The organism is Halopseudomonas oceani, assembly GCF_963677335.1.
In the GTDB taxonomy this organism is placed as follows: domain Bacteria; phylum Pseudomonadota; class Gammaproteobacteria; order Pseudomonadales; family Pseudomonadaceae; genus Halopseudomonas; species Halopseudomonas oceani.
The window spans coordinates 1926721-1951067 of sequence record NZ_OY781932.1; the positions used below are offsets into that span (position 1 = coordinate 1926721).

The 24347-nt window shown below is 59.2% G+C and carries 22 protein-coding genes; 14 read left to right on the forward strand and 8 right to left on the reverse strand.

All coding sequences use genetic code 11. The features are described from left to right. Positions 1–11: 11 nt before the first annotated feature. Positions 12–1628: a ShlB/FhaC/HecB family hemolysin secretion/activation protein gene (locus ACKPCU_RS09010; protein WP_321351538.1), complete on the forward strand. Its 1617-nt coding sequence runs from the start codon at positions 12–14 to the stop codon at positions 1626–1628. A gap of 58 nt (positions 1629–1686) precedes the next feature. Beyond that, on the forward strand, positions 1687–2421 hold the full coding sequence (locus ACKPCU_RS09015; protein ID WP_321351540.1) for a SapC family protein: 735 nt from the start codon (positions 1687–1689) through the stop codon (positions 2419–2421). Between the two features lie 36 nt (positions 2422–2457). Here ACKPCU_RS09015 and ACKPCU_RS09020 read toward each other — a convergent pair whose 3' ends face one another. The 5 genes from ACKPCU_RS09020 to ACKPCU_RS09040 form a co-directional block, all read right to left on the reverse strand. Further along, positions 2458–3381 (reverse strand): GGDEF domain-containing protein, encoded by a 924-nt coding sequence (locus ACKPCU_RS09020; protein ID WP_321351542.1) that lies wholly within the window; start codon positions 3379–3381, stop codon positions 2458–2460. Between the two features lie 184 nt (positions 3382–3565). Then, positions 3566–4306 carry a YciK family oxidoreductase gene (locus ACKPCU_RS09025; protein ID WP_321351544.1) on the reverse strand — a complete coding sequence of 247 codons (741 nt, stop codon included), beginning with the start codon at positions 4304–4306 and terminating at the stop codon, positions 3566–3568. Beyond that, the gene (locus ACKPCU_RS09030) at positions 4299–4979 is read right to left on the reverse strand and encodes an HAD family hydrolase (protein ID WP_321351546.1); all 681 of its coding nucleotides are present in this window, start codon (positions 4977–4979) and stop codon (positions 4299–4301) included. The genes ACKPCU_RS09025 and ACKPCU_RS09030 overlap by 8 nt, the downstream gene beginning before the upstream one ends. Continuing rightward, entirely contained in the window at positions 4979–5686 is a 708-nt protein-coding gene (ubiG, locus tag ACKPCU_RS09035; protein WP_104738182.1) for a bifunctional 2-polyprenyl-6-hydroxyphenol methylase/3-demethylubiquinol 3-O-methyltransferase UbiG, read from the reverse strand. Before ubiG ends, ACKPCU_RS09030 begins: the two co-directional genes overlap by 1 nt. Then, on the reverse strand, positions 5676–7016 hold the full coding sequence (locus tag ACKPCU_RS09040) for a TRZ/ATZ family hydrolase (RefSeq protein ID WP_321351548.1): 1341 nt from the start codon (positions 7014–7016) through the stop codon (positions 5676–5678). Before ACKPCU_RS09040 ends, ubiG begins: the two co-directional genes overlap by 11 nt. Before the next feature lie 115 nt (positions 7017–7131). Between ACKPCU_RS09040 and ACKPCU_RS09045 the strand changes: the two genes are divergently transcribed. The 12 genes from ACKPCU_RS09045 to pyrF all read left to right on the forward strand — a co-directional run bounded on the left by ACKPCU_RS09045 (position 7132) and on the right by pyrF (position 22244). Beyond that, complete coding sequence (locus ACKPCU_RS09045) at positions 7132–8187, forward strand: translation initiation factor eIF-2B alpha/beta/delta subunit family protein (protein WP_321351550.1); 1056 nt, start codon at positions 7132–7134, stop codon at positions 8185–8187. A 197-nt stretch (positions 8188–8384) separates the two neighbouring features. Then, positions 8385–11144, forward strand: a complete 2760-nt coding sequence (gene gyrA / locus ACKPCU_RS09050; RefSeq protein ID WP_104738184.1) for a DNA gyrase subunit A — start codon at positions 8385–8387, stop codon at positions 11142–11144. A 2-nt stretch (positions 11145–11146) separates the two neighbouring features. Beyond that, positions 11147–12232, forward strand: a complete 1086-nt coding sequence (serC, locus tag ACKPCU_RS09055; RefSeq protein ID WP_104738185.1) for a 3-phosphoserine/phosphohydroxythreonine transaminase — start codon at positions 11147–11149, stop codon at positions 12230–12232. A gap of 5 nt (positions 12233–12237) precedes the next feature. Then, complete coding sequence (gene pheA, locus ACKPCU_RS09060) at positions 12238–13335, forward strand: prephenate dehydratase (RefSeq protein ID WP_104738186.1); 1098 nt, start codon at positions 12238–12240, stop codon at positions 13333–13335. A 91-nt stretch (positions 13336–13426) separates the two neighbouring features. Next, positions 13427–14539, forward strand: a complete 1113-nt coding sequence (hisC, locus tag ACKPCU_RS09065; protein WP_321351553.1) for a histidinol-phosphate transaminase — start codon at positions 13427–13429, stop codon at positions 14537–14539. Then, positions 14532–16775 (forward strand): bifunctional prephenate dehydrogenase/3-phosphoshikimate 1-carboxyvinyltransferase, encoded by a 2244-nt coding sequence (locus ACKPCU_RS09070; protein WP_407651842.1) that lies wholly within the window; start codon positions 14532–14534, stop codon positions 16773–16775. The genes hisC and ACKPCU_RS09070 overlap by 8 nt, the downstream gene beginning before the upstream one ends. Continuing rightward, positions 16775–17464 (forward strand): (d)CMP kinase, encoded by a 690-nt coding sequence (gene cmk / locus ACKPCU_RS09075; RefSeq protein ID WP_321351807.1) that lies wholly within the window; start codon positions 16775–16777, stop codon positions 17462–17464. The genes ACKPCU_RS09070 and cmk overlap by 1 nt, the downstream gene beginning before the upstream one ends. A gap of 155 nt (positions 17465–17619) precedes the next feature. Next, positions 17620–19302, forward strand: a complete 1683-nt coding sequence (gene rpsA, locus ACKPCU_RS09080) for a 30S ribosomal protein S1 (protein ID WP_104738189.1) — start codon at positions 17620–17622, stop codon at positions 19300–19302. Positions 19303–19673: 371 nt separating this feature from the next. Then, positions 19674–19967: an integration host factor subunit beta gene (gene ihfB / locus ACKPCU_RS09085; RefSeq protein ID WP_088273773.1), complete on the forward strand. Its 294-nt coding sequence runs from the start codon at positions 19674–19676 to the stop codon at positions 19965–19967. Positions 19968–20054: 87 nt separating this feature from the next. Then, positions 20055–20336 (forward strand): lipopolysaccharide assembly protein LapA domain-containing protein, encoded by a 282-nt coding sequence (locus ACKPCU_RS09090; protein ID WP_170063041.1) that lies wholly within the window; start codon positions 20055–20057, stop codon positions 20334–20336. Between the two features lie 4 nt (positions 20337–20340). Beyond that, entirely contained in the window at positions 20341–21510 is a 1170-nt protein-coding gene (gene lapB / locus ACKPCU_RS09095) for a lipopolysaccharide assembly protein LapB (RefSeq protein ID WP_321351559.1), read from the forward strand. Between the two features lie 38 nt (positions 21511–21548). Continuing rightward, positions 21549–22244 carry an orotidine-5'-phosphate decarboxylase gene (gene pyrF, locus ACKPCU_RS09100; protein WP_321351560.1) on the forward strand — a complete coding sequence of 232 codons (696 nt, stop codon included), beginning with the start codon at positions 21549–21551 and terminating at the stop codon, positions 22242–22244. A 52-nt stretch (positions 22245–22296) separates the two neighbouring features. Here the strand turns inward: pyrF and ACKPCU_RS09105 are convergent, their stop codons facing one another. The 3 genes from ACKPCU_RS09105 to ACKPCU_RS09115 all read right to left on the reverse strand — a co-directional run bounded on the left by ACKPCU_RS09105 (position 22297) and on the right by ACKPCU_RS09115 (position 24273). Continuing rightward, complete coding sequence (locus ACKPCU_RS09105; RefSeq protein ID WP_321351562.1) at positions 22297–23352, reverse strand: NAD(P)-dependent alcohol dehydrogenase; 1056 nt, start codon at positions 23350–23352, stop codon at positions 22297–22299. Positions 23353–23475: 123 nt separating this feature from the next. Next, positions 23476–23943 (reverse strand): bacterioferritin, encoded by a 468-nt coding sequence (bfr, locus tag ACKPCU_RS09110; RefSeq protein WP_104738194.1) that lies wholly within the window; start codon positions 23941–23943, stop codon positions 23476–23478. A 120-nt stretch (positions 23944–24063) separates the two neighbouring features. After that, a complete protein-coding gene (locus ACKPCU_RS09115) occupies positions 24064–24273 on the reverse strand; it encodes a bacterioferritin-associated ferredoxin (RefSeq protein WP_104738195.1) in 210 nt (69 codons plus the stop codon). Positions 24274–24347 lie beyond the last annotated feature (74 nt).

The window sequence follows — 24347 nt, forward strand, 5'->3', positions numbered from 1 at the left end:
GGATGCTGGCAGTGGCTGCGTTGTTGCCCTGTGTTGCCCAGGCTCAGGTGGTTCTGCCTGGTGGCGTCAGCGCCGGGCAGGTCAATCCCAGTTTGCAGCGCGAGCAGATCGATGCTCAGCGGCGTCAGCAGGAGATAGAGGAACGAGCGCGTCGAATCGAAGTGCCGGCCATCCCGGGTGAGCAGCCTGAGCAGGGCGATGCACTGCCTGCCGACAGCCCGCCTTTCGTGCTAAGTGGTATCAGCTTCAACCAGTCGGTGTTCCTGTCGCAGGATGAACTGAAGGCGATAGCTGGCCGCTACGTTGGCCGCGAGATTACCTTTGCCGACCTGAACGCGATGATCCGTGAGGTGAATCAGCGCTACGCCGACAGTGGCCAACTGACGGCACGGGCGATCATCCCACCGCAGTCGCTGGAAGACGGGCAGTTGCGCGTCGTATTAGTGGAAGCCAAGCTTGATAGCGTGGTCTTCAGTGGTGAGGCGCAGGCTGTTGACGAGAGCTTCTACCGTGAACGCTTGAGCCTCACGGAGGGGGAAACGCTTAATAGTCCGATGCTGATCGAGGCGATTCGGCGCTTCAATGCCACCAGTCAGGGGCCGCAGCTTTCCGCAGGTCTGGCGCCCGGCGAACGCTTTGGTACTACTCGGGTTGACCTGGAGCGCTTTGAACCGAAGCGTTTTTCCTGGTCTCTGTTTGCCAACAACTACGGCAGTGAAGGCACCGGCTACGAGCAGCTTGGTGGTACCTTCAACTGGTTCTCGCCGACCGGCGCAGCCGACAACATCAGCGCAGTGCTGGTTGGAACGCGTGGCAGCCAGTACATGAATTTGCGCTATACCCGCCCGGTTACCCGCAGCAACGGGTTTGCCTGGATTGAGGCGGGAGCCAATACCATGGAGATCAAACGCGGGCCGCTGGCGGATCTCAATATTGAAGGGGACTCCAGCAACTATGGCCTGGGCTTCGACCAGCCATGGTGGCTGTCTGATCGTTGGCTGCTTCTGGGCGGACTCGGGTATACCTTCCAGACCTCGGAGACGACGCTGGAGGGCGTTACCCTGAGTGAGGTGGATATTCAGGAAGTGTTCGTCAAGGGCCAGTTCGAGTACCGGGCGGCGCCCTGGTACACCCGCTACGAGCAGCGCATTCGTCAGGCCTCGCCAGATAACGCCCTGACTGGAGAGAGTGGCAACTTCACTATCCTCACCGGCGATCTTTACTCCTCACGACAACTCGGTGAGGAGTACGAGCTGGTAGGCAAGGCCGGCTGGCAGTATGCGACTCGTCAGGAAGAATTGCCGTCAGCCTTGCACAAGCAGTTTGGTGGTATCAGCGCCCAGCGCGGTTATGAGCCGGGTGTCATTACCGCACCATGGGGGGTGAACCTTAGTGTGGAGGGTTACTGGCATCTCAGTCAGCGCTGGCAGCCGTTTGTGTTTATGGATTACGGCCGAGCCATGGAGTTGGGCGACGAAGATGTGGATCTGATCAGCGGTGGTGCTGGTGTCAACAGTCGCTGGTGGAACGACAGGATTTCTGCAAGCCTGGTGGTTGCAGGTGCATTCAAGGACGTAGTGCCCGATCAGGACAGCGGACAGGTATTGCTGCAGCTGGTTTTCCGATAGGCTCGGGCATTGGGAAAAACGAAACAACCGGACCAGAGTCCGGACAGGGAGTAGAAGGATGTCAACGTTGTTGCTTTACAAGGAAATCAAGGCGCTCAACCGCGATCAGCACAAAGCGCTCAAGTTGAAAACCGACAAGGGTTGCGAGTTCGCCGCAGGGACGCATATTGTGCCGCTCGCCGGGCTCGAGTTTTTCCAGGCGGCGCGCAGTTATCCGATTGTGTTTATCGGTGAAGGCGATGGGCTCAGTCCGATTGCGTTGATGGGTCTTAAACAGGGATTGAACAGCTTTGTCGGTGACTCCGGACAGTGGCGCTCAAATACCTATGTTCCGGCCTTTATTCGCCGTTATCCCTTTGTGCTGGCGCAGTCTGAAAACGATGAATTCACCGTTTGCTTCGACGAGGCTTACGCGGGCTGGAATGAAGAGGAAGGTCGTGAACTGTTTGCCGAAACCGGTGAAAACAGTGCTTATCTCGATGAAATGATTCAGTTCCTGCAGAACTTTACCGCCGAGATGCAGCGCACACGTCAGTTCGTGGCAATGCTGCGTGAAATGGATCTGTTGGTACCGCGTACCTTGAAGCTGACCCATGCAAGCGGTGAAAGCTTCGTCCTCAAGGATTTCCACGCGGTGGACGAGGAGCGCTTCCTGGCGCTTGCCGACGAGCAGGTGCTGGCGCTGAACAAGGCGGGCTTCCTCGGTTGGGTCTACGCGCACCTGATGTCACTGGGTAACGCGAACCTGTTGTTCGAAGATTATCTTGCCAACAAACCGGCGCAGACTCACTGAGTCACCCGGGAGCAGCGTTCGCTGCTCCCGTTCTTGTTATTCCGTCCCAATCACCTGATTACGACCGTTGCGTTTGGCCTGGTACATGCGCTGGTCGGCGCGGTCCAGCAGGCTGCGTGCGTCGTCCTGTGAACGCAGAGTGGCATGGCCAAGGCTGGCTGTCATGGGCAGAGGCTGGCCATCAATCTGGAACTGGAGTTCTTCAATCGACTGACGAATTCGCTCCGCCACCAGATGGCAGGCTTCGGCGTCAGTATTGTTCAGCAACACGACAAACTCTTCGCCGCCGAGGCGGTACAGACAGTCAACGTTGCGCAGTGTGGCGGTAACGCAGTCAACCATTGCCTTCAGGGCTTCGTCGCCGTAGGCGTGACCATAGCGGTCGTTGACGCTCTTGAAGTGATCAACGTCAAGCACCATCAGCGACAGCGGCTGCCCGCTGCGTTTGCTGCTCCGGATGTCGCGTTCCAGGTTTTGGTTCAGTGCCAGGCGGTTGCCAGCGCCGGTCAGGGTATCGTTCAGGGCGCACGCCAGCGCCTCTCGATAGAGCAGGGCGTTTCGTAGCGGAAACATCAGGGTAGCCAGCAGCCCTTCGATGCTGAGCAGTTCATCCTCTGCGAAGCGCGTCTGCCGGCTCAGCTGAAGCTCGCCCAGATAGTTGCCGGCATGGGACATGCGATAGCTGCAGCGGTGCAGTCCAGGCTGCCCGAAAAGGAGCGGTGTAGTCACGCTGGTATGGCGGTATTCCAGGCTGTCGATCAGCAACAGGTCTTGTAGCGCAGAAAAGAATACCTGGAGTACCCGATCAAGCTCGAGACTGGTCTGCAGGTTCTGCATCAGATTTCGCTGGGTGTTCTGAAATGTGGCGGCCGGCTTGCCGTTACGGCGCTGCTGGGTACTGCTATGGCCTAGCTTTACGCGCGCCGAGTCGAAGTCGATGGTATTTCCCTGAACTGGCATGTTGGCTGTGTCCGCTAATTTGCTGATACAGGCATCAAAGCAATCAATGTGCCATTATAATAAAGTCAATTAAATCAGTATGTTGTGTTATTTGTCGTGATTTTTTGCGGCGATAACGGCAAAAAAATGCCGCCCTCAGTCGACTGGCTGACGGGCGGCGGCAAGGCTTCGTCAAAATGTCGCCTTACTGGGCGTTCAAGGCCTGACCATTGCATTCACGGCTATCGGGACCAAGCAGGTAAAGAAATGCAGGCATGATGGCCTCCGGCTCGGGGTTGGTCTCCACGGGTTCGTTGGGGTAGGCCCGGGCACGCATGCGGGTGCGGGTTGCTCCCGGATTCAGGCTGTTGACGCGGATGTTGCTGGTGCCATCCTGCTCATCGGCGAGGACTTGCATCATGCCTTCAACAGCGAACTTGCTGATTGCATAGGGTCCCCAGTAGGCACGACCCTTGCGACCGACGCTGGAGGAAAGCAGTACCACGGATGCGTCACTGGCGGCGCGAAGTAGTGGCATCATCGTCTTGGTCAGCAGGAAGGGCGCGTTGACGTTGACCTGCATGACCCGCATCCAGGCCTCGGTCTTGACACTGTCGAGCAGCGTGCGTGGGCCGAGCTCTGCCGCGTTGTGCACTAGCCCGTCCAGGTGGCCGAAGGCGTCAAACAGCTGGTCGGCGAGGTCTTCGTAGTCCTTCTCTGTGGCGGTTTCCAGGTTGAGGGGGCATAGCGCCGGCTGCGGGTGGCCTGCGGCTTCGATGGCGTCGTAGACCTCTTCAAGCTTGCTCTGGGTGCGGCCTACCAAAACGACGGTGGCGCCGTGTGCGGCGCAGCTCAGGGCACAGGCGCGACCAATACCATCGCCAGCGCCGGTGATCAGAATAACGCGGCCTTCGAGCAGGTTGGCCGGGGCGGTGTAGTCAAACATCAATTGTCTCCAGATTGCGCCGGCCAAGGAGCCAAGGCTGCAGGTCGGTGGCGGTGTAAACACTGTGGGTTGCTTGCCAGGCGGTGTGGTCTTCTTCCGCTGGCAGGTAGCCGTAGAGGGCTGCAATGGTGTCCATTCCGGCGGCGCGGCCAGCTTGGATGTCGCGCAGGTGGTCACCCACGAAGACGCACTGCTGCGGGCTGATACCAAGCTCTGCGCAGGCTTTGAATACAGCTTCCGGGTGCGGTTTGCCCTGGCTGACCTGATCGGGACAGACCAGACTGCCGCAACGCTCGGACAGGCCAATCTGTTCCATCAGTGGGATGCTGAAACGGCTCAACTTGTTGGTGACCACGCCCCAAGGCAGGCCTTCGGTATCCAGCCAGTCGAGCAGCGGCATGATGCCGGGGAACGGTCGGGTATGCACGGCGAGGGCGCGTTCGTAGCGGGTCAGAAACTCGTCGCGCAGGGCGTCAAAGCCGGGCTCACCGGGGCGCGTAGCAAAGGCCACTGAGAGCATGCCGATCGAACCGTCTGAGACCTGAGCACGGACCAGCTCGGGTGCAACCCGTGGGCGCTGGTGCTCGTCAAGCATGCTGTCAATCACCGCCATGAAGTCTTCCACGGTGTCCAGCAGGGTGCCGTCAAGGTCGAATAGAACGCCGCTAAGCATCAGGCGTCGATCCCGCGCTGGCAGTAGACCATGTAGTTGACGTCGACATCGGCTTCCAGCTTGTAGGTGCGGGTTAGCGGATTGAAGGTCAGGCCAGTGATGTCGTGCAGGTCCAGCTCGGCGTCGCGAATCCAGCGGCCGAGTTCCGCCGGGCGGATGAACTTGGCGAATTCGTGTGTGCCACGCGGCAGCATGCGCAGAACGTATTCAGCACCGACGATCGCAAACAGGAATGACTTGGGGTTGCGGTTGATGGTCGAGAAGAATACCTGGCCGCCGGGCTTGACCAGGCGAGCGCAGGCGCGGATGACCGAACCCGGGTCAGGTACGTGCTCAAGCATCTCCAGGCAGGTGACCACATCAAAGGTGCCGGCATGCTGCTCGGCGTATTCTTCGGCGGTGCTCTGGTCGTACTCGACGCTGACGCCAGACTCCAATTGATGCAGGCGGGCAACGGCCAGTGGCGCTTCGCCCATGTCGATACCGGTGACCTGGGCGCCGCGCTGGGCCATGGCTTCCGCCAGAATGCCGCCGCCACAACCAACGTCCAGCACCTTCTTGCCCGCCAGACCGACGCGCTCGTCGATCCAGTTGGTGCGCAGCGGGTTGATTTCGTGCAGCGGTTTGAATTCGCTGTTGCGGTCCCACCAGCGGCTTGCCAGCGCTTCAAACTTGGCGATTTCGGCGCGGTCGACGTTAAGACTCATGGGTATCCCCTTTGGCAATGAGTTCAGCCAGGCTGCGGGCCTGCTGGAGAATGGATTGCGTATCTATTCCAATCAGTTGGCCGTCACGCAGTTTGCTGCGGCCAGCCACCCAGACATCGCTTACCTGGCTGGCGTTGCAGGTGTAGAGCAGCTGCGAAACGGGGTGGTAGAGCGGTTGCTGGGCCAGCCCGGACAGGTTAACGGCGGTAACGTCGGCCGCCTTGCCGACTTCGATAGAGCCAGTTTCCTCGTCGAGCCCCAGGGCCCGTGCCCCGGCGAGCGTGGCCATGTGTAATGCGCTATGGGCATCCAGCGCCGTTGGTGCGCCGCTGACGATTTTTGCCAGCATGGCCGCAGTACGCATTTCGCCGAGCATATCCAGGTCATTGTTGCTGGCAGCACCGTCGGTGCCCAGGGCGACGTTGAGGCCGCTATCCAGCAGACGCTGAACCGGCATCATGCCGCTGGCCAGTTTCAGGTTTGATTCGGGGCAGTGGATCAGTTGCACGCCGTATTCGACCAGCAGTGCGAGGTCTTCGTCGTTGATCTCGGTTGCATGCACGGCCTGCAGGCGAGGGCCAAGCAGGCCCAACTGCTGGAGTCGCTGCAGTGGACGCATGCCGGTCTGTGCAACGGCGTCGGCAACTTCACCGGCAGTCTCGTGAATATGCATCTGAATCGGCATATCCAGCTCGTCGGCGAGGGTACGAATACGGCCGAGCGTCTCGTCGCCCACGGTGTACGGTGCGTGTGGACCAAAGGCGACGCTGATCAAGGCGTTGTGGCGCATCTCGTCACGCAGGCGCAGCCCCTTGGCGACGGCCTCGGCCGCGTCACGTGCCCCTGGAATCGGGTTGTCGATCACAGGGAAGCAGAGCTGGGCGCGTATGCCGGCGTCGGCTGCTGCGGCAGCGGCGACATCAGGGAAGAAATACATGTCGGAAAAACAGGTCGTACCGCCGCGCAGCATCTCGGCAATCGCCAGCTCAGTACCCAGACGGACAAAATCGGCGTTGACCCAGCGGCCTTCTGCGGGCCATATATGGTCTGTCAGCCATGTCATCAGTGGCAGGTCGTCGGCCAGGCCGCGGAACAGCGTCATCGCTGCGTGGCCATGGGCGTTGATCAGGCCGGGAATGAGCACATGGTTTGGCAGGTCGCGCCGCTCGCGTGGGGTTAACGCGTTGGCGGAGGCCACCGGCACAATGCCGACGATGCGCCCCTGATGGACTGCCAGGGCATGATTTTCAAGTACCTGGCCGTGCGGGACAACGGGCACGATCCAGCGTGGCACGATCAGTAGATCGAGCTCACGGGGCAGCGTGGTCATGTTCAGTTCACCTTGCATCATGGTCGGCAAGTATACCTGCTGGTGGTGCGCAAATGCAGCGTGAAAGTAGCTGTGGTTCGCAACGAATGACAGTGCCGGAATAGGGGGTTCGCTCATGTTGCATGTGGATACGATGGCGGCTGATCAGCCGCTGCAAGGGCTGGTATGGCTGGCGGAAGGCAAAGTCAGGCTGCTGGACCAACGGGTGCTGCCTGATCAGGTGGTGGCGATTGAGTGCGGCAATCCGGCACAGGTGCTGGCTGCCATGCGTGATGGCGTGGTCTGCGGAGCTGCAGCGTTGGGGATTGCGGCGGCCTATGCGCTGGCGCTGGCGGCCCGAAGGCCAGTGCCTCCCGCAAACTGGCTGACAGCCCTGCAGCCGTTGCTGGACGAGCTGGCGGCGGTACAGCCCATGGCGGCTAACCTGCACTGGGCGCTCGGCATCATGCGGCAAACCATTGCCAGCACCAGTCCAACTGATGACATGGCTGTGCGCCTGTTGCAGGCGGCTCAGGCTATTCAGGCAGCCGACCGGGAGGCCAACCAGACAATGGCCAAGCTGGGTGTTCAACTGCTGCGCCGGCACCAGGCGCCGGTGCACCGGGTCATGTTGCACGGCTACGGCGGTGATCTGTCCGGTGGTGGTGGCGGCACCACCTATGGGGTCGCCCGCACCGCCAGCGCGGCCGGGCTGGTCGGGGAGGTGCTGGTCAACGAGGGGCGATCGTTGCTGCCGAGCGCTTCGCTGGGGTTGTCCGAGTTGCTGCGCAGCGGCGCGCCGGCGGCGCTGCATGCCGATGTCGAGGCCGGGCGGCTGATGAAACACGACGGGGTCACCTGGGTGCTGGTCGGTGCCGAGCGCATTGCTGCCAACGGCGATGTTATCGGCCCGCTGGGCAGCTACATGCTGGCGATTCTGGCTATGCATCACGGGCTGCGTTTTATGGTCGTCGCGTCTACTGCAACCATCGATATGTCACTGGCGGATGCGGACGACCTTGGCCCGGATCAGCTTGGCAGCGGGTCATTGACCGGTGGTGGTGGCGAGTCGTCTCCGCTAGAGGTTACGCCGGTTGAGCTGATTGATGCGATTGTCACCGAAAAGGGCATTATCGAGCAGCCTGACGAGCGAAAAGTAGCCAGCCTGATGAGCGTTCGCCAGCTCCACTGAGGCTGTGTGGCGGGTGTGCTTCGTGCTCCCGCCAGCGCCTTGTCTGTGGTATCCTCTGTCGCTTTGATCGGGCGGGACGCGTCCCGCTGCGGGCCTTGGCCCGCGGTGAGGGTTGGTCGGCGTGTTCGTCCTCCTTGCGCATGTGACTAATGCTTTTGGCATCAATGGGTTGCCGACAATAAAAGGAATGCCGTTTCATGGGTGAACTGGCCAAAGAAATCCTTCCAGTCAATATCGAAGACGAACTGAAGCAGTCCTACCTGGATTACGCGATGAGCGTAATCGTCGGTCGTGCGCTGCCGGATGTGCGCGACGGTCTCAAGCCGGTACACCGTCGCGTCCTGTATGCGATGAGTGAGCTGGGTAATGACTGGAACAAGCCGTACCTGAAGTCGGCCCGTGTTGTTGGTGACGTAATCGGTAAGTACCACCCGCACGGCGACTCTGCCGTGTACGACACCATCGTGCGTATGGCGCAGGACTTCTCCATGCGTTATCCGCTGGTCGACGGTCAGGGCAACTTCGGTTCCATTGACGGCGATAATGCTGCCGCAATGCGTTACACCGAAGTGCGGATGGCCAAGCTGACCCATGAACTGCTGGCTGATCTGGACAAAGAAACCGTCGACTGGGTACCTAACTACGACGGCAAGGAACAAATTCCTGACGTTCTGCCGACCAAGATTCCGCACCTGCTGGTCAACGGTTCCAGTGGTATCGCTGTCGGTATGGCGACCAACATTCCGCCGCACAACCTGACCGAAGTGATCAACGGCTGTCTGGCTGTGATCAGTAATCCCGACATCAGCATCGACGAGCTGATGGAATTCATTCCGGGCCCTGATTTTCCGACCGCCGGCATCATCAACGGTCGCGCTGGTATCGTTGAAGCCTACCGCACCGGCCGTGGCCGCATTTACGTGCGGGCGCGCTGCCATATTGAAGATATCGACAAGGTTGGCGGTCGCCAGCAGATTGTCATCTCCGAATTGCCCTATCAGCTCAACAAGGCGCGTCTGATCGAGAAGATCGCCGAGCTGGTAAAAGAGAAGAAGCTTGAGGGTATTACCGAGCTGCGCGATGAGTCCGACAAGGACGGTATCCGCGTGGTGATTGAGCTGCGTCGTGGCGAAGTGCCTGAGGTTATCCTCAACAACCTCTATGCCCAGACCCAGATGCAGAGTGTATTCGGCATCAACGTGGTCGGCCTGCTCGACGGCCAGCCGAAGATCCTGAACCTCAAGGAGCTGCTGGAAGCCTTCGTACGCCACCGCCGTGAGGTGGTTACCCGTCGCACCGTCTATGAGCTGCGCAAGGCCCGTGAGCGTGGTCACATCCTTGAAGGTCAGGCGGTTGCGCTGTCCAATATCGATCCGGTGATCGAGCTGATCAAGCAGTCGCCGACCCCGGCCGAGGCCAAGGAGCGCCTGCTCGCTGCTGCCTGGGCGCCGGGTACCGTGATCGAGATGGTTGAGCGTGCCGGTGCTGAATCCTGTCGTCCTGACGGGCTGGGTGAGGAGTTCGGGCTGCGCGATGGTCAGTACTACCTGTCCGCCGAGCAGGCGCAGGCGATTCTGGATATGCGTCTGCATCGCCTGACCGGCCTGGAGCATGAAAAACTGCTCACCGAGTACCAGCAGATTCTTGAGCAGATCGGCGAGTTGCTGCGCATTCTCAATAGTCACGAGCGCCTGATGGAAGTGATCGTCGAGGAGCTGGAACAGGTCAAAGCCGCCTTCGGTGACGCACGCCGTACCGAAATCGTCGCCTCGCGGATGGACCTGACCATCGCTGACCTGATTACCGAAGAGGAGCGTGTGGTCACCATCTCCCATGGTGGCTATGCCAAGAGTCAGCCGTTGACCGATTATCAGGCACAGCGCCGCGGTGGTCGTGGCAAGGCCGCAACCGGGGTTAAGGACGAGGATTACGTCGAACACCTGCTGGTTGCCAATAGTCATGCCACGCTGCTGCTGTTCTCCAGCCGCGGCAAGGTCTACTGGCTGAAGACCTACGAAATCCCTGAAGCCTCGCGTACTGCGCGGGGGCGTCCGCTGGTCAATCTGTTGCCGCTGGAAGAGGGTGAGTGGATTACCGCGATGCTGCAAATCGATCTCGAAGCCCTGCAGCAGCAGAGTGCCGAAGAGGGCGACGAGCTGGACGACGACGCCGGCGTGATCGAAGGCGAAGCCGTCGAGGTTGAGGCTGAAGCTGACGCCGAGGCTGACGGTGATGATGACGAGAATGACGAGCCGACCGGCGCTTACATCTTTATGGCGACTGCTCGCGGCACGGTGAAAAAGACCCCGCTGGTGCAGTTCAGTCGTCCGCGCAGCAACGGTCTGATTGCGCTGCGCCTGGAGGAGGGTGACACCCTGATCGCCGCGGCCATTACCGATGGTTCGCGCGACATCATGCTGTTCTCCGACGGCGGCAAGGTCATTCGTTTCAAGGAACGCCATGTGCGCACCATGGGGCGCACTGCGCGCGGCGTACGCGGCATGCGTCTGCCGACTGGCCAGCGTCTGATCTCCATGCTGATTCCCGAGCCACAGGCGCAGATTCTGACCGCCTCCGAACGGGGGTACGGCAAACGCACCGTGCTGGAGGAATTCCCGCGTCGCGGCCGTGGTGGCCAGGGCGTGATCGCGATGGTGTCCAACGAGCGCAACGGTGCGCTGGTCGGTGCCGTACAGGTAGTGGACGGTGAGGAAATTATGCTGATTTCCGACCAGGGCACACTGGTGCGCACCCGGGTCAGCGAAGTGTCCAGCCTGTCGCGCAACACCCAGGGCGTAATGCTGATTCGCCTGGCGACAGAAGAGAAGCTGGTGGGGCTGGAGCGTGTGCAGGAACCGTCGGAAGACGATATTGAGCTGGAAGAGGAAGCCGCCGCAGAAGGTGATGCCCAGCTTCCGGAAAGTGACGAGCAGCAACCCGTGGATGATCAGGAGTAATCGTGAGTAAGCGTCTGTTCAATTTCTGTGCTGGGCCAGCCGCGTTGCCGGAAGCGGTGCTGCAGCGGGCTCAGGCCGAGCTGCTTGACTGGCAGGGCAAAGGCCTGTCGATCATGGAAATGAGTCACCGCAGTGATGAGTTTGTTGCCGTCGCCCAGCAGGCCGAACAGGACCTGCGCGACCTGATGTCCATTCCTGACAACTACAAGGTCCTGTTCCTGCAGGGCGGTGCCAGTCAGCAGTTTGCCCAGATCCCGCTGAATTTGATGCCGGACGGTGGCAGCGCTGACTACATCGATACCGGTATCTGGTCCCGCAAGGCGATTGAAGAAGCCTCGCGCTATGGCAGCGTCAACGTTGCCGGCAGCGCAAAAAATTACGACTACTTTGCGATTCCCGGTCAGAACGAGTGGCAGTTGTCTGCGGATGCGGCCTATGTGCACTACTGCCCGAACGAGACCATTGGTGGTCTGGAATTTAACTGGGTACCGCAGACCGGTGAGGTGCCGCTGGTAGCGGACATGTCTTCGAGCATTCTCTCCCGTCCTGTAGATGTCTCGCAGTTCGGCATGATCTACGCCGGCGCGCAAAAGAACATTGGCCCAAGCGGTCTGGTAGTTGTCATTGCGCGTGAAGACCTGCTGGGGCGTGCCCGTGCCAGCTGCCCGACCATGCTCGATTACGCGGTCGCAGCGAAGAACGACTCGATGTACAACACGCCGCCGACCTTTGCCTGGTACCTGTCTGGCCTGATCTTCCAGTGGTTGAAGGAGCAGGGCGGTCTTGAGGTGGTCAAGCGCGTCAACGATGCCAAGCAGAAAGCTTTGTATTCGGCGATTGATGCCAGCGAGCTGTACACCAACCCGATCAACGTGGCCGATCGTTCCTGGATGAACATTCCGTTCCGCCTGGCCGATGACCGTCTCGACAAACCCTTCCTGGCGGGGGCCGAAGAGCGCGGCCTGCTGAACCTGAAGGGTCACCGCTCGGTGGGTGGCATGCGTGCCTCCATCTATAACGCGGTGCCGCAAGCGGCGGTTGACGCTTTGGTGGCCTACATGGCCGAGTTCGAAAAGCAGCACGGTTGATACTCATGTCCGATGAAGATCAGTTGAAGGCGCTGCGTAAGCGCATCGACACCATTGACGAAAAGATTCTTGACCTGATCAGCGAGCGAGCGACTTGCGCGCAGACTGTTGCTCACGTCAAGCAGAAGGCGCTGGAACCGGGTGTGAAGCCGGTGTTCTATCGTCCGGAGCGCGAGGCATGGGTGCTGAAGCACATCATGGAGCTGAACAAGGGCCCGCTCGATAACGAGGAAGTGGCGCGTCTGTTCCGTGAAATCATGTCTGCCTGCCTGGCACTGGAAGAGCCGCTACGGGTGGCTTACCTCGGTCCGGAAGGCACCTTTACCCAGGCCGCAGCACTGAAACATTTTGGCCATTCGGTCGTCAGCGTACCGATGGCAGCAATCGACGAAATCTTCCGTGAAGTTGCCGCTGGTGCCGTCCAGTTTGGTGTGGTGCCGGTGGAGAACTCCACCGAGGGCGCGATCAACCATACGCTGGACAGCTTCCTGGAGCACGATCTGGTGATCTGTGGCGAAGTCGAGCTGCGCATTCACCACCATCTGCTGGTGGGTGAGAACACCAAGACCGACAAGATTTCCCGGGTCTATTCCCACGCTCAGTCGCTGGCGCAGTGCCGCAAGTGGCTGGATGCCCACTACCCCAACGTAGAGCGCATTGCGGTTTCCAGCAATGCTGACGCGGCGCGCCGGGTCAAGGGTGAGTGGAACTCGGCAGCGATTGCCGGTGATATGGCTGCTGACCTCTATGGTCTTACCCGTCTGGCTGAAAAGATCGAAGATCGCCCGGACAATTCCACGCGCTTTTTGATCATCGGTAACCAGCAGGTTCCGCCGACTGGTGACGACAAGACATCGATCATCGTTTCCATGCGTAACAAGCCGGGTGCTCTGCATCATCTGCTGCAGCCGTTCCACTCCAATGGTATTGATCTCAGTCGCATCGAAACCCGCCCGTCGCGCAGCGGCAAGTGGACCTATGTCTTCTTCATCGACTTCTTCGGCCATCAGCACGACCCGCTGATCAGGGATGTGCTGGAGAAGATCAACGACGAATCGGTAGCGCTCAAGGTGCTGGGGTCGTATCCGAAGGCGGTGCTCTAAATCATCAGCGACGAGCTGCAAGCCGCAAGCTGCAAGCAACTGCGGCTTGGTGTGACTTGAAGCTTGCCGCTTGTAGCTTGAGGCTTGTGTTATGAGTTGTGATTTTCTTGGCCTGGCGCGTCCAGGCGTGCAGAAGCTGTCCCCTTACGTGCCGGGCAAGCCGGTGGAAGAGCTGGCGCGTGAGTTTGGTCTGCGCCCGCAGGATATCGTCAAGCTGGCCAGTAACGAGAACCCGCTTGGCCCGAGCCCGGCCGTCCGTGACGCTATTGCTGCCGCTTTGCCGGAGCTGACCCGCTATCCCGATGGCAACGGCTTTGCGCTCAAGCAGGCGCTGGCCGCAAAGTTGGGCGTGGATACCGCTGGTATCACCCTTGGCAACGGCTCGAACGACATTCTTGAACTGGTCACCCGCGCTTTCGTCGGGCCCGAGCATGAGGTGGTGTTCAGCGATCACGCGTTCGCGGTCTACCCGATTGTCACTCAGGCGGTGGGTGCCAAGGCAGTACCAGTGCCGGCAAAGGACTGGGGGCATGATCTGGATGCCATGGCGGCAGCGATAACGCCGGCTACCCGCATCGTCTTTATTGCCAATCCGAACAACCCAACCGGTACCTGGATTGAGCGTGAGGCACTGGAAGCGTTTCTGGATCGCGTCCCCGAGAACGTGATCGTGGTGCTGGACGAGGCCTACACCGAGTACGTTGAAACCGACGACGTGCCCAACGGCGTCGATTATCTGGCCCGCTACGGTAACCTGCTGGTCTCGCGTACCTTTTCCAAGGCCTACGGTCTGGCAGCGCTGCGGGTGGGCTACGGCCTGTCCGCGCCGGCGATTGCCGACGCGCTGAATCGGGTGCGTCAGCCATTCAACGTCAACAGCCTTGCGCTGGCTGCTGCGTTGGCTGCGTTGGAAGATGAGGCCTATCTGATTGAAAGTCGCCGCATCAACCGTCAGGGCATGCAGCAACTGGAGGATGGTTGCCTGGCCATGGGGCTGAGCTGGATCCCGTCGCGGGGCAATTTCCTGGCCATTGATCTCGGGCGTGAAGCCGCTCCGGTATTCCAGGGGCTGCTGCGTGAGGGCGTGATCGTGCGCCCGGTTGCCAATTACGGCATGCCAAATCACCTGCGGGTGACCATCGGCCTGCCGACAGAGAACCAGCGTTTTCTGGATGCTCTCAAGCAGGTGCTGGCGCGTGTCTAATGTAATCGCGTTGTCACAGGGGTCGCCGAAAATCGGTCGTCTTGCGGTTATTGGTCTGGGTCTGATTGGTGGCTCCTTTGCCAAGGGTATGCGCGAGAGCGGTCTGTGCGCCGAGGTGGTCGGCTGTGATCTTGACCCGGTGGCGCGTCGCCAGGCGGTGCCGCTAGGTGTCGTCGATAAGGCCACTGCCGATCTGGCTGAGGCCGTTGCCGGTGCTGACCTGATCATGCTCGCTGTTCCCGTACTCGGCATGCGCGCGGTGCTGGCCCAGTTGGCTGCGATGGATCTCGGTCAGTCGGTAATGACCGATGTGGGAAGTACCAAGGGTGCGGTTGCGCTGGCGGTAGAAGAGGTTTTTGGACAGGTGCCTGCCAACTTCGTGCCGGGGCATCCGATCGCCGGTTCAGAGAAAAGTGGTGTTGAAGCGGCGCGTGCAGACCTGTTTCGCCATCATAAGGTTATTTTGACGCCGCTCGAGCAGACCGCAAAAGACGCTGTTGAGCGGGTTCGACAGTGCTGGCAGGCGCTGGGCGCCGATGTGGAGCAAATGTCACTGGCCGACCATGACGAAGTCCTGGCAGCCACCAGTCATTTGCCGCATTTGCTGGCCTTTTCGCTGGTCGACACCCTGGCATCGCGTAACGAGAATCTTGAAATTTTCCGTTATGCGGCCGGTGGTTTCCGGGACTTTACCCGCATTGCCGCAAGCGATCCGGTGATGTGGCGCGATGTGTTTCTGGCTAACCGGGATGCGGTGCTTCGCAGCCTGGATGCCTTTACTCAGGATCTGGGTCGGCTGCGTGAAGCGGTGGAAACCCGCGATGCCAATACGCTGCTCGGTGTGTTTACCCGAGCCAAGTCGGCGCGAGAGCATTTCAGTACTATTTTGGCCCGCAGGGCTTACATGGAACCTATGCAGACTAACGAATTCAATTTCATCGCGCGCCCTGGCGGGCAGGTGACCGGGCGCATTCGCGTGCCGGGCGACAAATCCATCTCCCATCGCTCCATCATGCTTGGCTCGCTGGCCGAGGGGGTAACCGAGGTAGAAGGTTTCCTCGAAGGTGAAGACAGCCTGGCTACGCTGCAGGCGTTCCGTGACATGGGGGTAGTCATCGAAGGTCCACATCATGGTCGGGTCACCATCAATGGTGTTGGCTTGCACGGCCTCAAGTCTCCGCCGGGTTCGCTGTATCTGGGTAACTCCGGTACCTCCATGCGCCTGCTGTCGGGGCTGCTTGCTGGTCAGGAGTTCGACACTGTGCTCACCGGTGATGCGTCTCTGTCCAAGCGTCCGATGGGGCGGGTGGCCAAGCCGCTGCGTGAGATGGGTGCCCAGATTGAAACCGGTGACGAAGGCCGTCCGCCGCTGCGCATCAAGGGCGGCAGTCGCATGATGGGCATGGATTATCAGATGCCGATGGCCAGTGCGCAGGTCAAATCCTGCATCCTGCTCGCCGGTTTGTATGCCTCCGGCACGACTTCCGTGAGCGAGCCGGCACCGACTCGCGATCACACCGAGCGCATGCTCAAGGGCTTCGGCTATCCGGTCAAGGTGGATGGCGACACGGTTACCATCGAGTCTGGCCACACCCTGACCGCCTGCCGTATCGACGTGCCGGCCGACATTTCCTCCGCGGCATTCTTTATGGTCGCCGCCAGCATCTGTGAAGGTGCTGATCTGACTCTGGAACATGTCGGCATCAACCCGACGCGTATCGGTATCATCAATATCCTGCGTGAGATGGGTGGCAATCTGGAACTGCTGAACGAGCGCGAAGTCGGGGGCGAGCCGGTTGCGGACATCCGTGTTCGCTATGCGCCACTCAAGGGAATCGACATTCCGGTGGATCAGGTGCCGCTGGCCATTGATGAATTCCCGGTGCTGTTTGTTGCTGCCGCCTGCGCCGAAGGGCGCACCATTCTGCGTGATGCAGAAGAGCTGCGGGTCAAGGAATCTGATCGTATTCAGGTTATGGCCGATGGCCTGCAGGCGCTGGGCGTCAAGGCCGAGCCGACACCGGACGGCATTGTCATCGACGGCGGTCCGATTGGCGGCGGCACTGTTGAAAGCCACGGTGACCACCGCATCGCCATGTCGTTCTCGGTTGCTGCGCTGCGTGCCACCGGTGACATTCATATTAAAGACTGCGCCAACGTGGCAACGTCGTTCCCGGGCTTTGTCGAACTGGCGCAGTCAGTCGGCATGAAAGTCCAACTGGAGGAAAACGCGTGATTGATCAACAGGCCCCCGTCATTACCATCGACGGCCCCGGCGGCTCAGGCAAGGGGACCATTGCCGGTCTGCTAGCCCGTCGGCTGGGCTGGAACCTGCTCGACTCGGGGGCGCTGTATCGTCTGCTGGCATTTGCCGCCCGCAATCATGGGGTTGATCTGACCAACGAAGCGGCGCTTGAGGCGTTGGCTGCGCACCTGGATGTGCAGTTTGTCGCCGCTGAAGACGGTCGTGAGCAGCAGATAATTTTGGAAGGTGAAGACGTCAGCCGGGCTATTCGTACCGAAGCGGTTGGTGCTGGTGCCTCTCAGGTTGCGGCGCTGCCGGCCGTCCGCGATGCGCTGCTGCAGCGCCAGCGCGCATTCCGTGAAAAGCCCGGTCTGGTTGCCGACGGACGTGACATGGGGACGGTGGTATTCGCCGATGCCCAGTTGAAGGTGTATCTGACGGCCAGCGCGCAGGAACGCGCGTCACGTCGTCACCGGCAGTTGCTCGAAAAGGGCGAAACTGCTAATCTGGCGAGTCTTCTAGATGAGATCGTCGCGCGTGACGAGCGAGATATGAATCGCAGCGTTGCTCCGCTCAAGCCAGCGGGGGATGCCGTTCAGATCGACTCCACGCAGATGGGCATCGAAGAAGTACTTGAAACAGTTCATGCGATGGCGCGCGAGCGCGATCTGCTGGGCTGATCAGTCTGTACTTTCCGGTCAACCAGCGTCACCGGAAAGAACATTGAGATAATCAACCCACGCAAGCTGGTGGCGTGGCGGGACAGTAGCTGCAAAGCGCGCTTTAAAACGGCTCTGCGGTAGCTGCCCTAAAATACTTACTTACAGGATTCCAAATGAGCGAAAGCTTTGCCGAACTTTTTGAAGAAAGCCTAAAAACCCTTGATATGGAGCCGGGCTCCATCATCACTGGTATCGTTGTGGACATCGACTCCGACTGGGTCACCGTTCACGCCGGTCTGAAATCAGAGGGTGTCATCCCGCGCGATCAGTTCCTGGACGAGCAGGGCGAACTGACCATCGAAGTGGGTGATGAGGTACACGTTGCACTGGATGCCGTTGAAGACGGTTTCGGTGAAACTAAACTGTCCCGCGAAAAGGCCAAGCGCGCCGAATCGTGGAAAGTCCTCGAAGCTGCTTTCGCTGCAGAAGAAGTCGTCAAGGGCGTCATCAACGGCAAGGTCAAAGGTGGCTTTACCGTCGACGTCAACACCATCCGTGCGTTCCTGCCGGGCTCGCTGGTTGACGTACGTCCCGTACGTGACACCACCCACCTGGAAAACAAGGAACTGGAATTCAAGGTCATCAAACTGGACCAGAAGCGCAACAACGTTGTCGTTTCCCGTCGTGCAGTTCTGGAAGCCGAGAACTCCGCCGAGCGCGAAGCCCTGCTGGAAACCCTGCAGGAAGGTCAAGTCGTCAAGGGTATCGTCAAGAACCTCACCGATTACGGTGCGTTCGTCGACCTGGGCGGCGTCGATGGCCTGCTGCACATCACCGACATGGCGTGGAAGCGTATCAAGCATCCGTCCGAGATCGTCAACGTTGGTGACGAGATTGACGTCAAGGTCCTGAAGTTCGACCGTGAGCGTAACCGCGTTTCCCTGGGTCTGAAGCAACTGGGTGAAGATCCGTGGGTCGCCATCACCGGTCGCTATCCGGAAGGTACTCGCGTTACCGCCAAGGTCACCAATCTGACTGACTACGGCTGCTTCGCTGAGCTGGAAGAAGGCGTTGAAGGTCTGGTTCACGTGTCCGAAATGGATTGGACCAACAAGAACATCCACCCGTCCAAGGTCGTACAGGTCGGCGACGAAGTGGAAGTTATGGTTCTGGACATCGACGAAGACCGTCGTCGTATCTCCCTGGGCATCAAGCAGTGCAAGATGAACCCGTGGGAAGAGTTCTCCAGCAAGTTCAACAAGGGCGACAAGATCTCCGGTTCCATCAAGTCCATCACCGACTTCGGTATCTTCATCGGCCTGGACGGCGGCATCGACGGTCTGGTTCACCTGTCGGACATCTCCTGGAACGAAGCAGGCGAAGAAGCTGTCCGTCGCTTCAAGAAAGGCGACGAGATCGAGACTGTCATCCTGTCTGTTGATCCGGAGCGTGAGCGCATCTCCCTGGGCGTCAAGCAACTGGAAGATGATCCGTTCTCCAACTTCGTTTCTCTGAACGAGAAGGGCAGCATCATCACCGGTACCGTCAAGGAAGTTGACGCCAAGGGCGCTGTAATCACCCTGGCCGATGACATCGAAGGCACTCTGAAAGCCTCCGAAATCAGCCGTGACCGTATCGAAGATGCTCGCAACGTCCTGAACGTTGGCGATGAAGTCGAAGCCAAGATCATTGGTGTTGACCGTAAGAGCCGCGTCATTAGCCTGTCCATCAAGGCGAAAGACGTTGAAGACGAGAAAGAAGCCATGCAGGACCTGCGTAAGCAGGAAATGTTGGCCGCTGGTCCGACCACCATTGGTGATCTGATCAAGCAGCAGATGGAAGGCAAGGGCAACTAAGCCTATCCAGCTGTAAAAAAGGGCGACTTCGGTCGCCCTTTTTTGTGCCCGTTCGCTGGGCGGGGCGGGCACAGCTGTAAGCTTCAAGCCCTAAGCTGCAAGTAAAACCTGTGGGGTTGCCAGTTGCGCGGATTCTCTGAGGATTATGAATACGTGACAAGGCTTATAGAAAAGACTTGATAGCCCGGCAAGGCAACACATCCTGATTACGCTTGCGGCTTGCGGCTTGCGGCTTGCGGCTTGCGGCTTGCGGCTTGCGGCTTGCGGCTGCGAAGCGCGCAGGCGCTTCGCTTAACAGGCTGTTCAAACCTAGTCAAGCATGGTAAAACCTTATAAAACGAGTCTACTCGCTTGATAAGAAAGGGAAAACCATGACCAAGTCGGAGTTGATCGAGCGCATTGTCGAACAGCAGGGGCAGTTGTCGGCAAAAGATGTTGAGTTGGCAATCAAAACGATGCTGGAGCATATGTCGCAGGCGCTGGCGACCGGTGAGCGTATTGAGATTCGCGGCTTCGGCAGTTTCTCGCTGCATTACCGGGCACCCCGTGTCGGTCGTAACCCCAAGACTGGCGACTCGGTTGAGCTGGACGGCAAGTTCGTGCCGCACTTCAAGCCGGGGAAGGAGTTGCGTGATCGGGTGAACGAGTCACTCGAAAACGCCTGATCCCATACCTCGCCATCGATACCCTGGGTTATACTTCGCAGACACTCAACGGATGCGGAGTCGTCTCACATGCTGTGGTTAAAGCGCGTGTTGCTGATCCTGGTTTTCCTGCTGGTAGCACTGGCGACCATGGATTTCATGCTGGAAAATCAGCAAACCACCTCACTGCAGTTTCTTGAAATGCAGTCTCCTGCCTGGCCTCTCTCCATATATATCGTGCTGGCGTTCATTCTTGGCAGTGTTCTCGGCGTCTTCGTAGGCTGGCTTATCACCACGCGTCTGCGTTTGAAATTGATGGTTCAGAGCAATGAGTTGAACCGTTATCGCAAGGAAATTGACAAGCTGCGCACCCAGGCTGTCAAAGGCTGATCTCATGCAGGAACTGATGTTCCTGGGCCTGTTTGTACTGGCCCTTGCCATAGGCTGGTTCCTGGGTCGCAGGGAGGCGATCAAGGTCGGCTTCATGTTGAAACCCCATGGCAGTGCCCTGGATCGCCAGTACTTTATCGGCCTGAACTATCTCTTGAACGAGCAGCCGGATGAGGCAATTGAAACCTTCATTCGTGCCCTAGAGGTCAACCCGGAAACCGTCGAAACGCATATTGCGATTGGTAAGCTGTTCTGCCAGCGCGGTGATGTCGAGCGAGCGATCAAGGTGCATCAGAATTTGCTTGCACGTCCGAATTTGACTGCTCCCCAGGCTGATCGTGTTCAACTGGAGCTGGCCAGAGACTATCTTGCTGTTGGCATGCATCAGCGGGCAGAGCGGTTGCTCGAAGAGCTGGCTGGTTCCAGTTCGTCGCTGCGGGCAGAAGCGCTGGTTGATCTAGTGACGGTGTACGAGCAGCAGCACGAGTGGCAGCGGGCAATCGAAATCGGCCGCCGTCTGTTGCGCGAACAGCCCCGGTTCGCGGTGACGCTCGCGCACTATTACTGTGAAATGGCTGTCGCGGCGCTGGCTCAGCGTGAGCTGAACCAGGCGCGCAGTTGGCTGGAGGCTGCGCTCAGGGTCGATGATCATTGCGTTCGGGCACTTATTTTGCTGGCCGAGCTTGAGGAGCATGCGGGTAATCAGAAGGCATTACCTGCATTATTGCACCGGATTGCCAATAATTCGCCGGACTTTGTGCCAGAGGTGCTAGCGTTGGCTGAGCGCTGTGCGGATAATGGCGCGCTGAATTTGGCTGACTATCTCGACCAGGCGCTTGGGCGTGCGAATCCGCCGCCAGTCAAGATACTGCTGGCCAGGGCGCAACATATGCGCCGCGAGCTTGGCAGTGAGGTTGCCGAGCAGTTTCTGCTGAAGCACCTTCAGCAGCAGCCCTCGTTAGCCGGCGTGCTGGGATTGCTCAAATTGGGCGACGAGGGTGCCAGTGAAACAGTGGTATCGGCCCCCCGGCGGTTGCTGGAAACGCTTCAGCGCAGTCGCCCGCAATATCGCTGTGAGCACTGTGGGTTTACCGGTAACAAAGTCTACTGGCAATGCCCCAGCTGCCAGGGATGGTCTACCGTCAAGCCGCTAAGAGGCCATGAGCTGACCTGAGGTCCGCTTGAAACGTTTTTGTTAACAGGATGCATTTTATGCCTACTACCAGCCCCATTATTGTCGCCCTTGATTTTCCCGAGGCGAACGCCGCGTTGGAATTGGCCCAGGCGCTGGATCCCGGGAAATGTCGCGTGAAGGTAGGCAAGGAGCTGTTTACCAGTGCCGGGCCAGCTGTTGTCGAGTCGCTTCAGAACAAGGGGTTTGAAGTTTTTCTGGACCTCAAGTTTCACGATATCCCCAATACCACTGCCAGTGCCGTACGTGCTGCCGCAGAGTTGGGCGTATGGATGGTCAATGTGCACGCGAGCGGAGGGCGCCGGATGATGGAGGCCTGCCGCGATATACTCGAGCGCCGTGGTGGTAAACGGCCGTTGCTGACAGCCGTGACGATTCTGACCAGCCTGGAGCATGAAGACCTGCAGGAGGTTGGCGTCGACATTGAGCCGATGGTTCAGGTTCAGCGGCTGGCTCGACTGACTCAGGATTGCGGCCTTGATGGTGTGGTGTGTTCTGCCCGTGAAGCCAAGGCATTGCGCGGGGCGCTGGGCGACGACTTTCTGCTGGTGACGCCGGGTATTCGCCTGGCAGACAGCGCCGCTGACGATCAGAAGCGCATCGTGACGCCGGCTCAGGCGATGGAAAACGGGAGCAGTTATTTGGTCGTTGGTCGGCCGATCACCCGCGCCGATGACCCGTGCACGGCACTGGATGGTATTCTCGCGACGCTCTGATTCGGGCGAGAGGAAAGAAAAGGCCGGGTAGATCCCCGGCCTTTTTTGCGTTTCAGGGTGTAATCGCAACCTTTAGCACGCCATCACGTTGGTGACTGAACAGCTCGTATGCCTCAACGATGTCGTCAAGGGCGAAGCGGTGGGTGACCATGGGTGTCAGGTCGACGCGGCCAGAGGCCACGACTGCCATCAGGCGGCGCATGCGTTCCTTGCCGCCAGGACACAGGGTAGTGATGATCTTGTGGTTGCCCAAGCCTGCGGCGATGGCATCAAGCGGCATGGAGAGCTTCCCTGAATAGACGCCAAGGCTTGAGAGCGTGCCTCCCGGTTTCAGCGCGCGCAGGCAGGACTCAAAGGTCTGTTGTGTGCCCAGAGCCTCAATAGCCACGTCGACCCCGGCTCCTCCGGTGATTTCCTGTATGCGCAGTAACGGGTCTTCGTCGCGGAAGTTGATGGTAATGTCGGCACCGAGTCTGCGGGCCACGTCCAGTCGTTCAGGGATGCCATCCACTACGATGATGCGGGTGGCGCCCATCAGCTTGGCGCCCGCCGTAGCACAGAGGCCGATCGGGCCCTGGGCAAACACCACTACGGTATCGCCGATCCGAATGTGACCGCTTTCAGCGCCGCCAAAGCCGGTGCTCATGATGTCTGGGCACATCAATACCTGCTCATCGTCCAGCCCATCGGGAATTGGCGTAAGGTTGGCCTGGGCATTGGGAATGCGAACGTACTCTGCCTGACAGCCGTCGATGCTGTTGCCTAATTGCCAGCCCCCCATGGCTTGTCCACCGCACTGGCTTGAGTGGCCGTCCAGGCAGGGATGGCACTGACCACACGGGGTAATCGCGCCTGCTATGACCCGTTGGCCGACCTCGTAGCCGGTAACGGCGCTACCCAGCTTTTCAATGATGCCGACCGGCTCATGGCCGACAATCAACCCCGGCTTTACCGGATACTCGCCTTTTAGGATGTGTACGTCGGTGCCGCAGATGGTCGTTGTGGTAACGCGAAGCAAAGCGTCAGTCGGGCCAATCTGGGGAATGGGACGGTGCTGTAGCTCAATGCGTCCGGGTTCGACGAACACGGCCGCGCGCATGTTACTCATGACTCCTCCTGAACCAGGCAGTGAGGTGGAGTCTTAACGATAGCGCAATGGGTGGGGGATACGTTGACCGGGGTCAAGGGGAGGCGGCACCTCTGGATACCAAGGGTGCCGCTGCAAGGACAATCAGCTGATTTGCGACTGCTGGTAATTTTCCAGGCCGACGGCTTCGATCAGGCTCAACTGGGTTTCCAGCCAGTCAACATGCTCTTCTTCTGCCTCAAGGATGTCTTCGCAGACCTCCCGGCTACCGTAGTCACCCGCCGTCTCGCAGAAGGCAATTGCTTCTTTCAGGGCGGGGAGGGCCTGCATTTGCAGTTTGAGATCGCAGTCGAGGATTTCCTTGGTGTTTTCCCCGATCTTCAGCTTGCCGAGATCCTGCAGATTGGGAAGGCCTTCAAGGAAGAGAATGCGTTTGATCAGCCGATCAGCGTGCTTCATCACGTGAATTGACTCGTGATATTCCTTGTCGCCCAGTTTTTCCAGGCCCCAGTCCTGCAGCATACGTGCGTGCAGAAAGTACTGATTAATTGCAATCAGTTCGAAACTGAGCACGGTATTCAGGTGCTGGATGACTTTCTTATCGCCTTTCATAGCGCTGCCCTCTGGACTGTTCAGTCGCCAAGTTTGGGCTGCTGCTATCGGCTTGTCAAATCTAAGTATTTGAAAAGAAAAGAGTTAAAAATGATTATCAGGCGATAATGAGAGTCGCCATCAAGCGGCGACGAATTGACCTGCAGCCATGCCAGCTGAGGCCTGGGAGGTGAGTGTTTCACTCAGTAGTGACTTGCAATCGCGCGCACACTTGCCGCATTGGGTGCCTACGTCCAGATCGTTGCGCAGATCACGCATCGAGCAGGCTCCGCCAGCGATGGCGTCCTTAATCTGGTTGTCGGTTACACCTTTGCAGAGACAAACGTACATACAATCGCTCCTGAACAGCCTTGGCTGACAATAGGTGCATGCTAATTCGAATGAGAATGATTGTCAAAGGAAAT

Bases quoted from the DNA above. Each gene is read 5' to 3' on its own strand.
- pyrF (WP_321351560.1), top strand. From the start codon at position 21,549: ATGCCTACTACCAGCCCCATTATTGTCGCCCTTGATTTTCCCGAGGCG.
- ihfB (WP_088273773.1), top strand. From the start codon at position 19,674: ATGACCAAGTCGGAGTTGATCGAGCGCATTGTCGAACAGCAGGGGCAG.
- ACKPCU_RS09105 (WP_321351562.1), bottom strand. From the start codon at position 23,352: ATGAGTAACATGCGCGCGGCCGTGTTCGTCGAACCCGGACGCATTGAG.
- gyrA (WP_104738184.1), top strand. From the start codon at position 8,385: ATGGGTGAACTGGCCAAAGAAATCCTTCCAGTCAATATCGAAGACGAA.
- hisC (WP_321351553.1), top strand. From the start codon at position 13,427: ATGAGTTGTGATTTTCTTGGCCTGGCGCGTCCAGGCGTGCAGAAGCTG.
- rpsA (WP_104738189.1), top strand. From the start codon at position 17,620: ATGAGCGAAAGCTTTGCCGAACTTTTTGAAGAAAGCCTAAAAACCCTT.
- ubiG (WP_104738182.1), bottom strand. From the start codon at position 5,686: ATGAGTCTTAACGTCGACCGCGCCGAAATCGCCAAGTTTGAAGCGCTG.
- lapB (WP_321351559.1), top strand. From the start codon at position 20,341: ATGCAGGAACTGATGTTCCTGGGCCTGTTTGTACTGGCCCTTGCCATA.
- ACKPCU_RS09015 (WP_321351540.1), top strand. From the start codon at position 1,687: ATGTCAACGTTGTTGCTTTACAAGGAAATCAAGGCGCTCAACCGCGAT.
- ACKPCU_RS09025 (WP_321351544.1), bottom strand. From the start codon at position 4,306: ATGTTTGACTACACCGCCCCGGCCAACCTGCTCGAAGGCCGCGTTATT.
- ACKPCU_RS09040 (WP_321351548.1), bottom strand. From the start codon at position 7,016: ATGACCACGCTGCCCCGTGAGCTCGATCTACTGATCGTGCCACGCTGG.
- pheA (WP_104738186.1), top strand. From the start codon at position 12,238: ATGTCCGATGAAGATCAGTTGAAGGCGCTGCGTAAGCGCATCGACACC.
- ACKPCU_RS09115 (WP_104738195.1), bottom strand. From the start codon at position 24,273: ATGTACGTTTGTCTCTGCAAAGGTGTAACCGACAACCAGATTAAGGAC.
- ACKPCU_RS09030 (WP_321351546.1), bottom strand. From the start codon at position 4,979: ATGCTTAGCGGCGTTCTATTCGACCTTGACGGCACCCTGCTGGACACC.
- bfr (WP_104738194.1), bottom strand. From the start codon at position 23,943: ATGAAAGGCGATAAGAAAGTCATCCAGCACCTGAATACCGTGCTCAGT.
- ACKPCU_RS09020 (WP_321351542.1), bottom strand. From the start codon at position 3,381: ATGCCAGTTCAGGGAAATACCATCGACTTCGACTCGGCGCGCGTAAAG.
- ACKPCU_RS09045 (WP_321351550.1), top strand. From the start codon at position 7,132: ATGTTGCATGTGGATACGATGGCGGCTGATCAGCCGCTGCAAGGGCTG.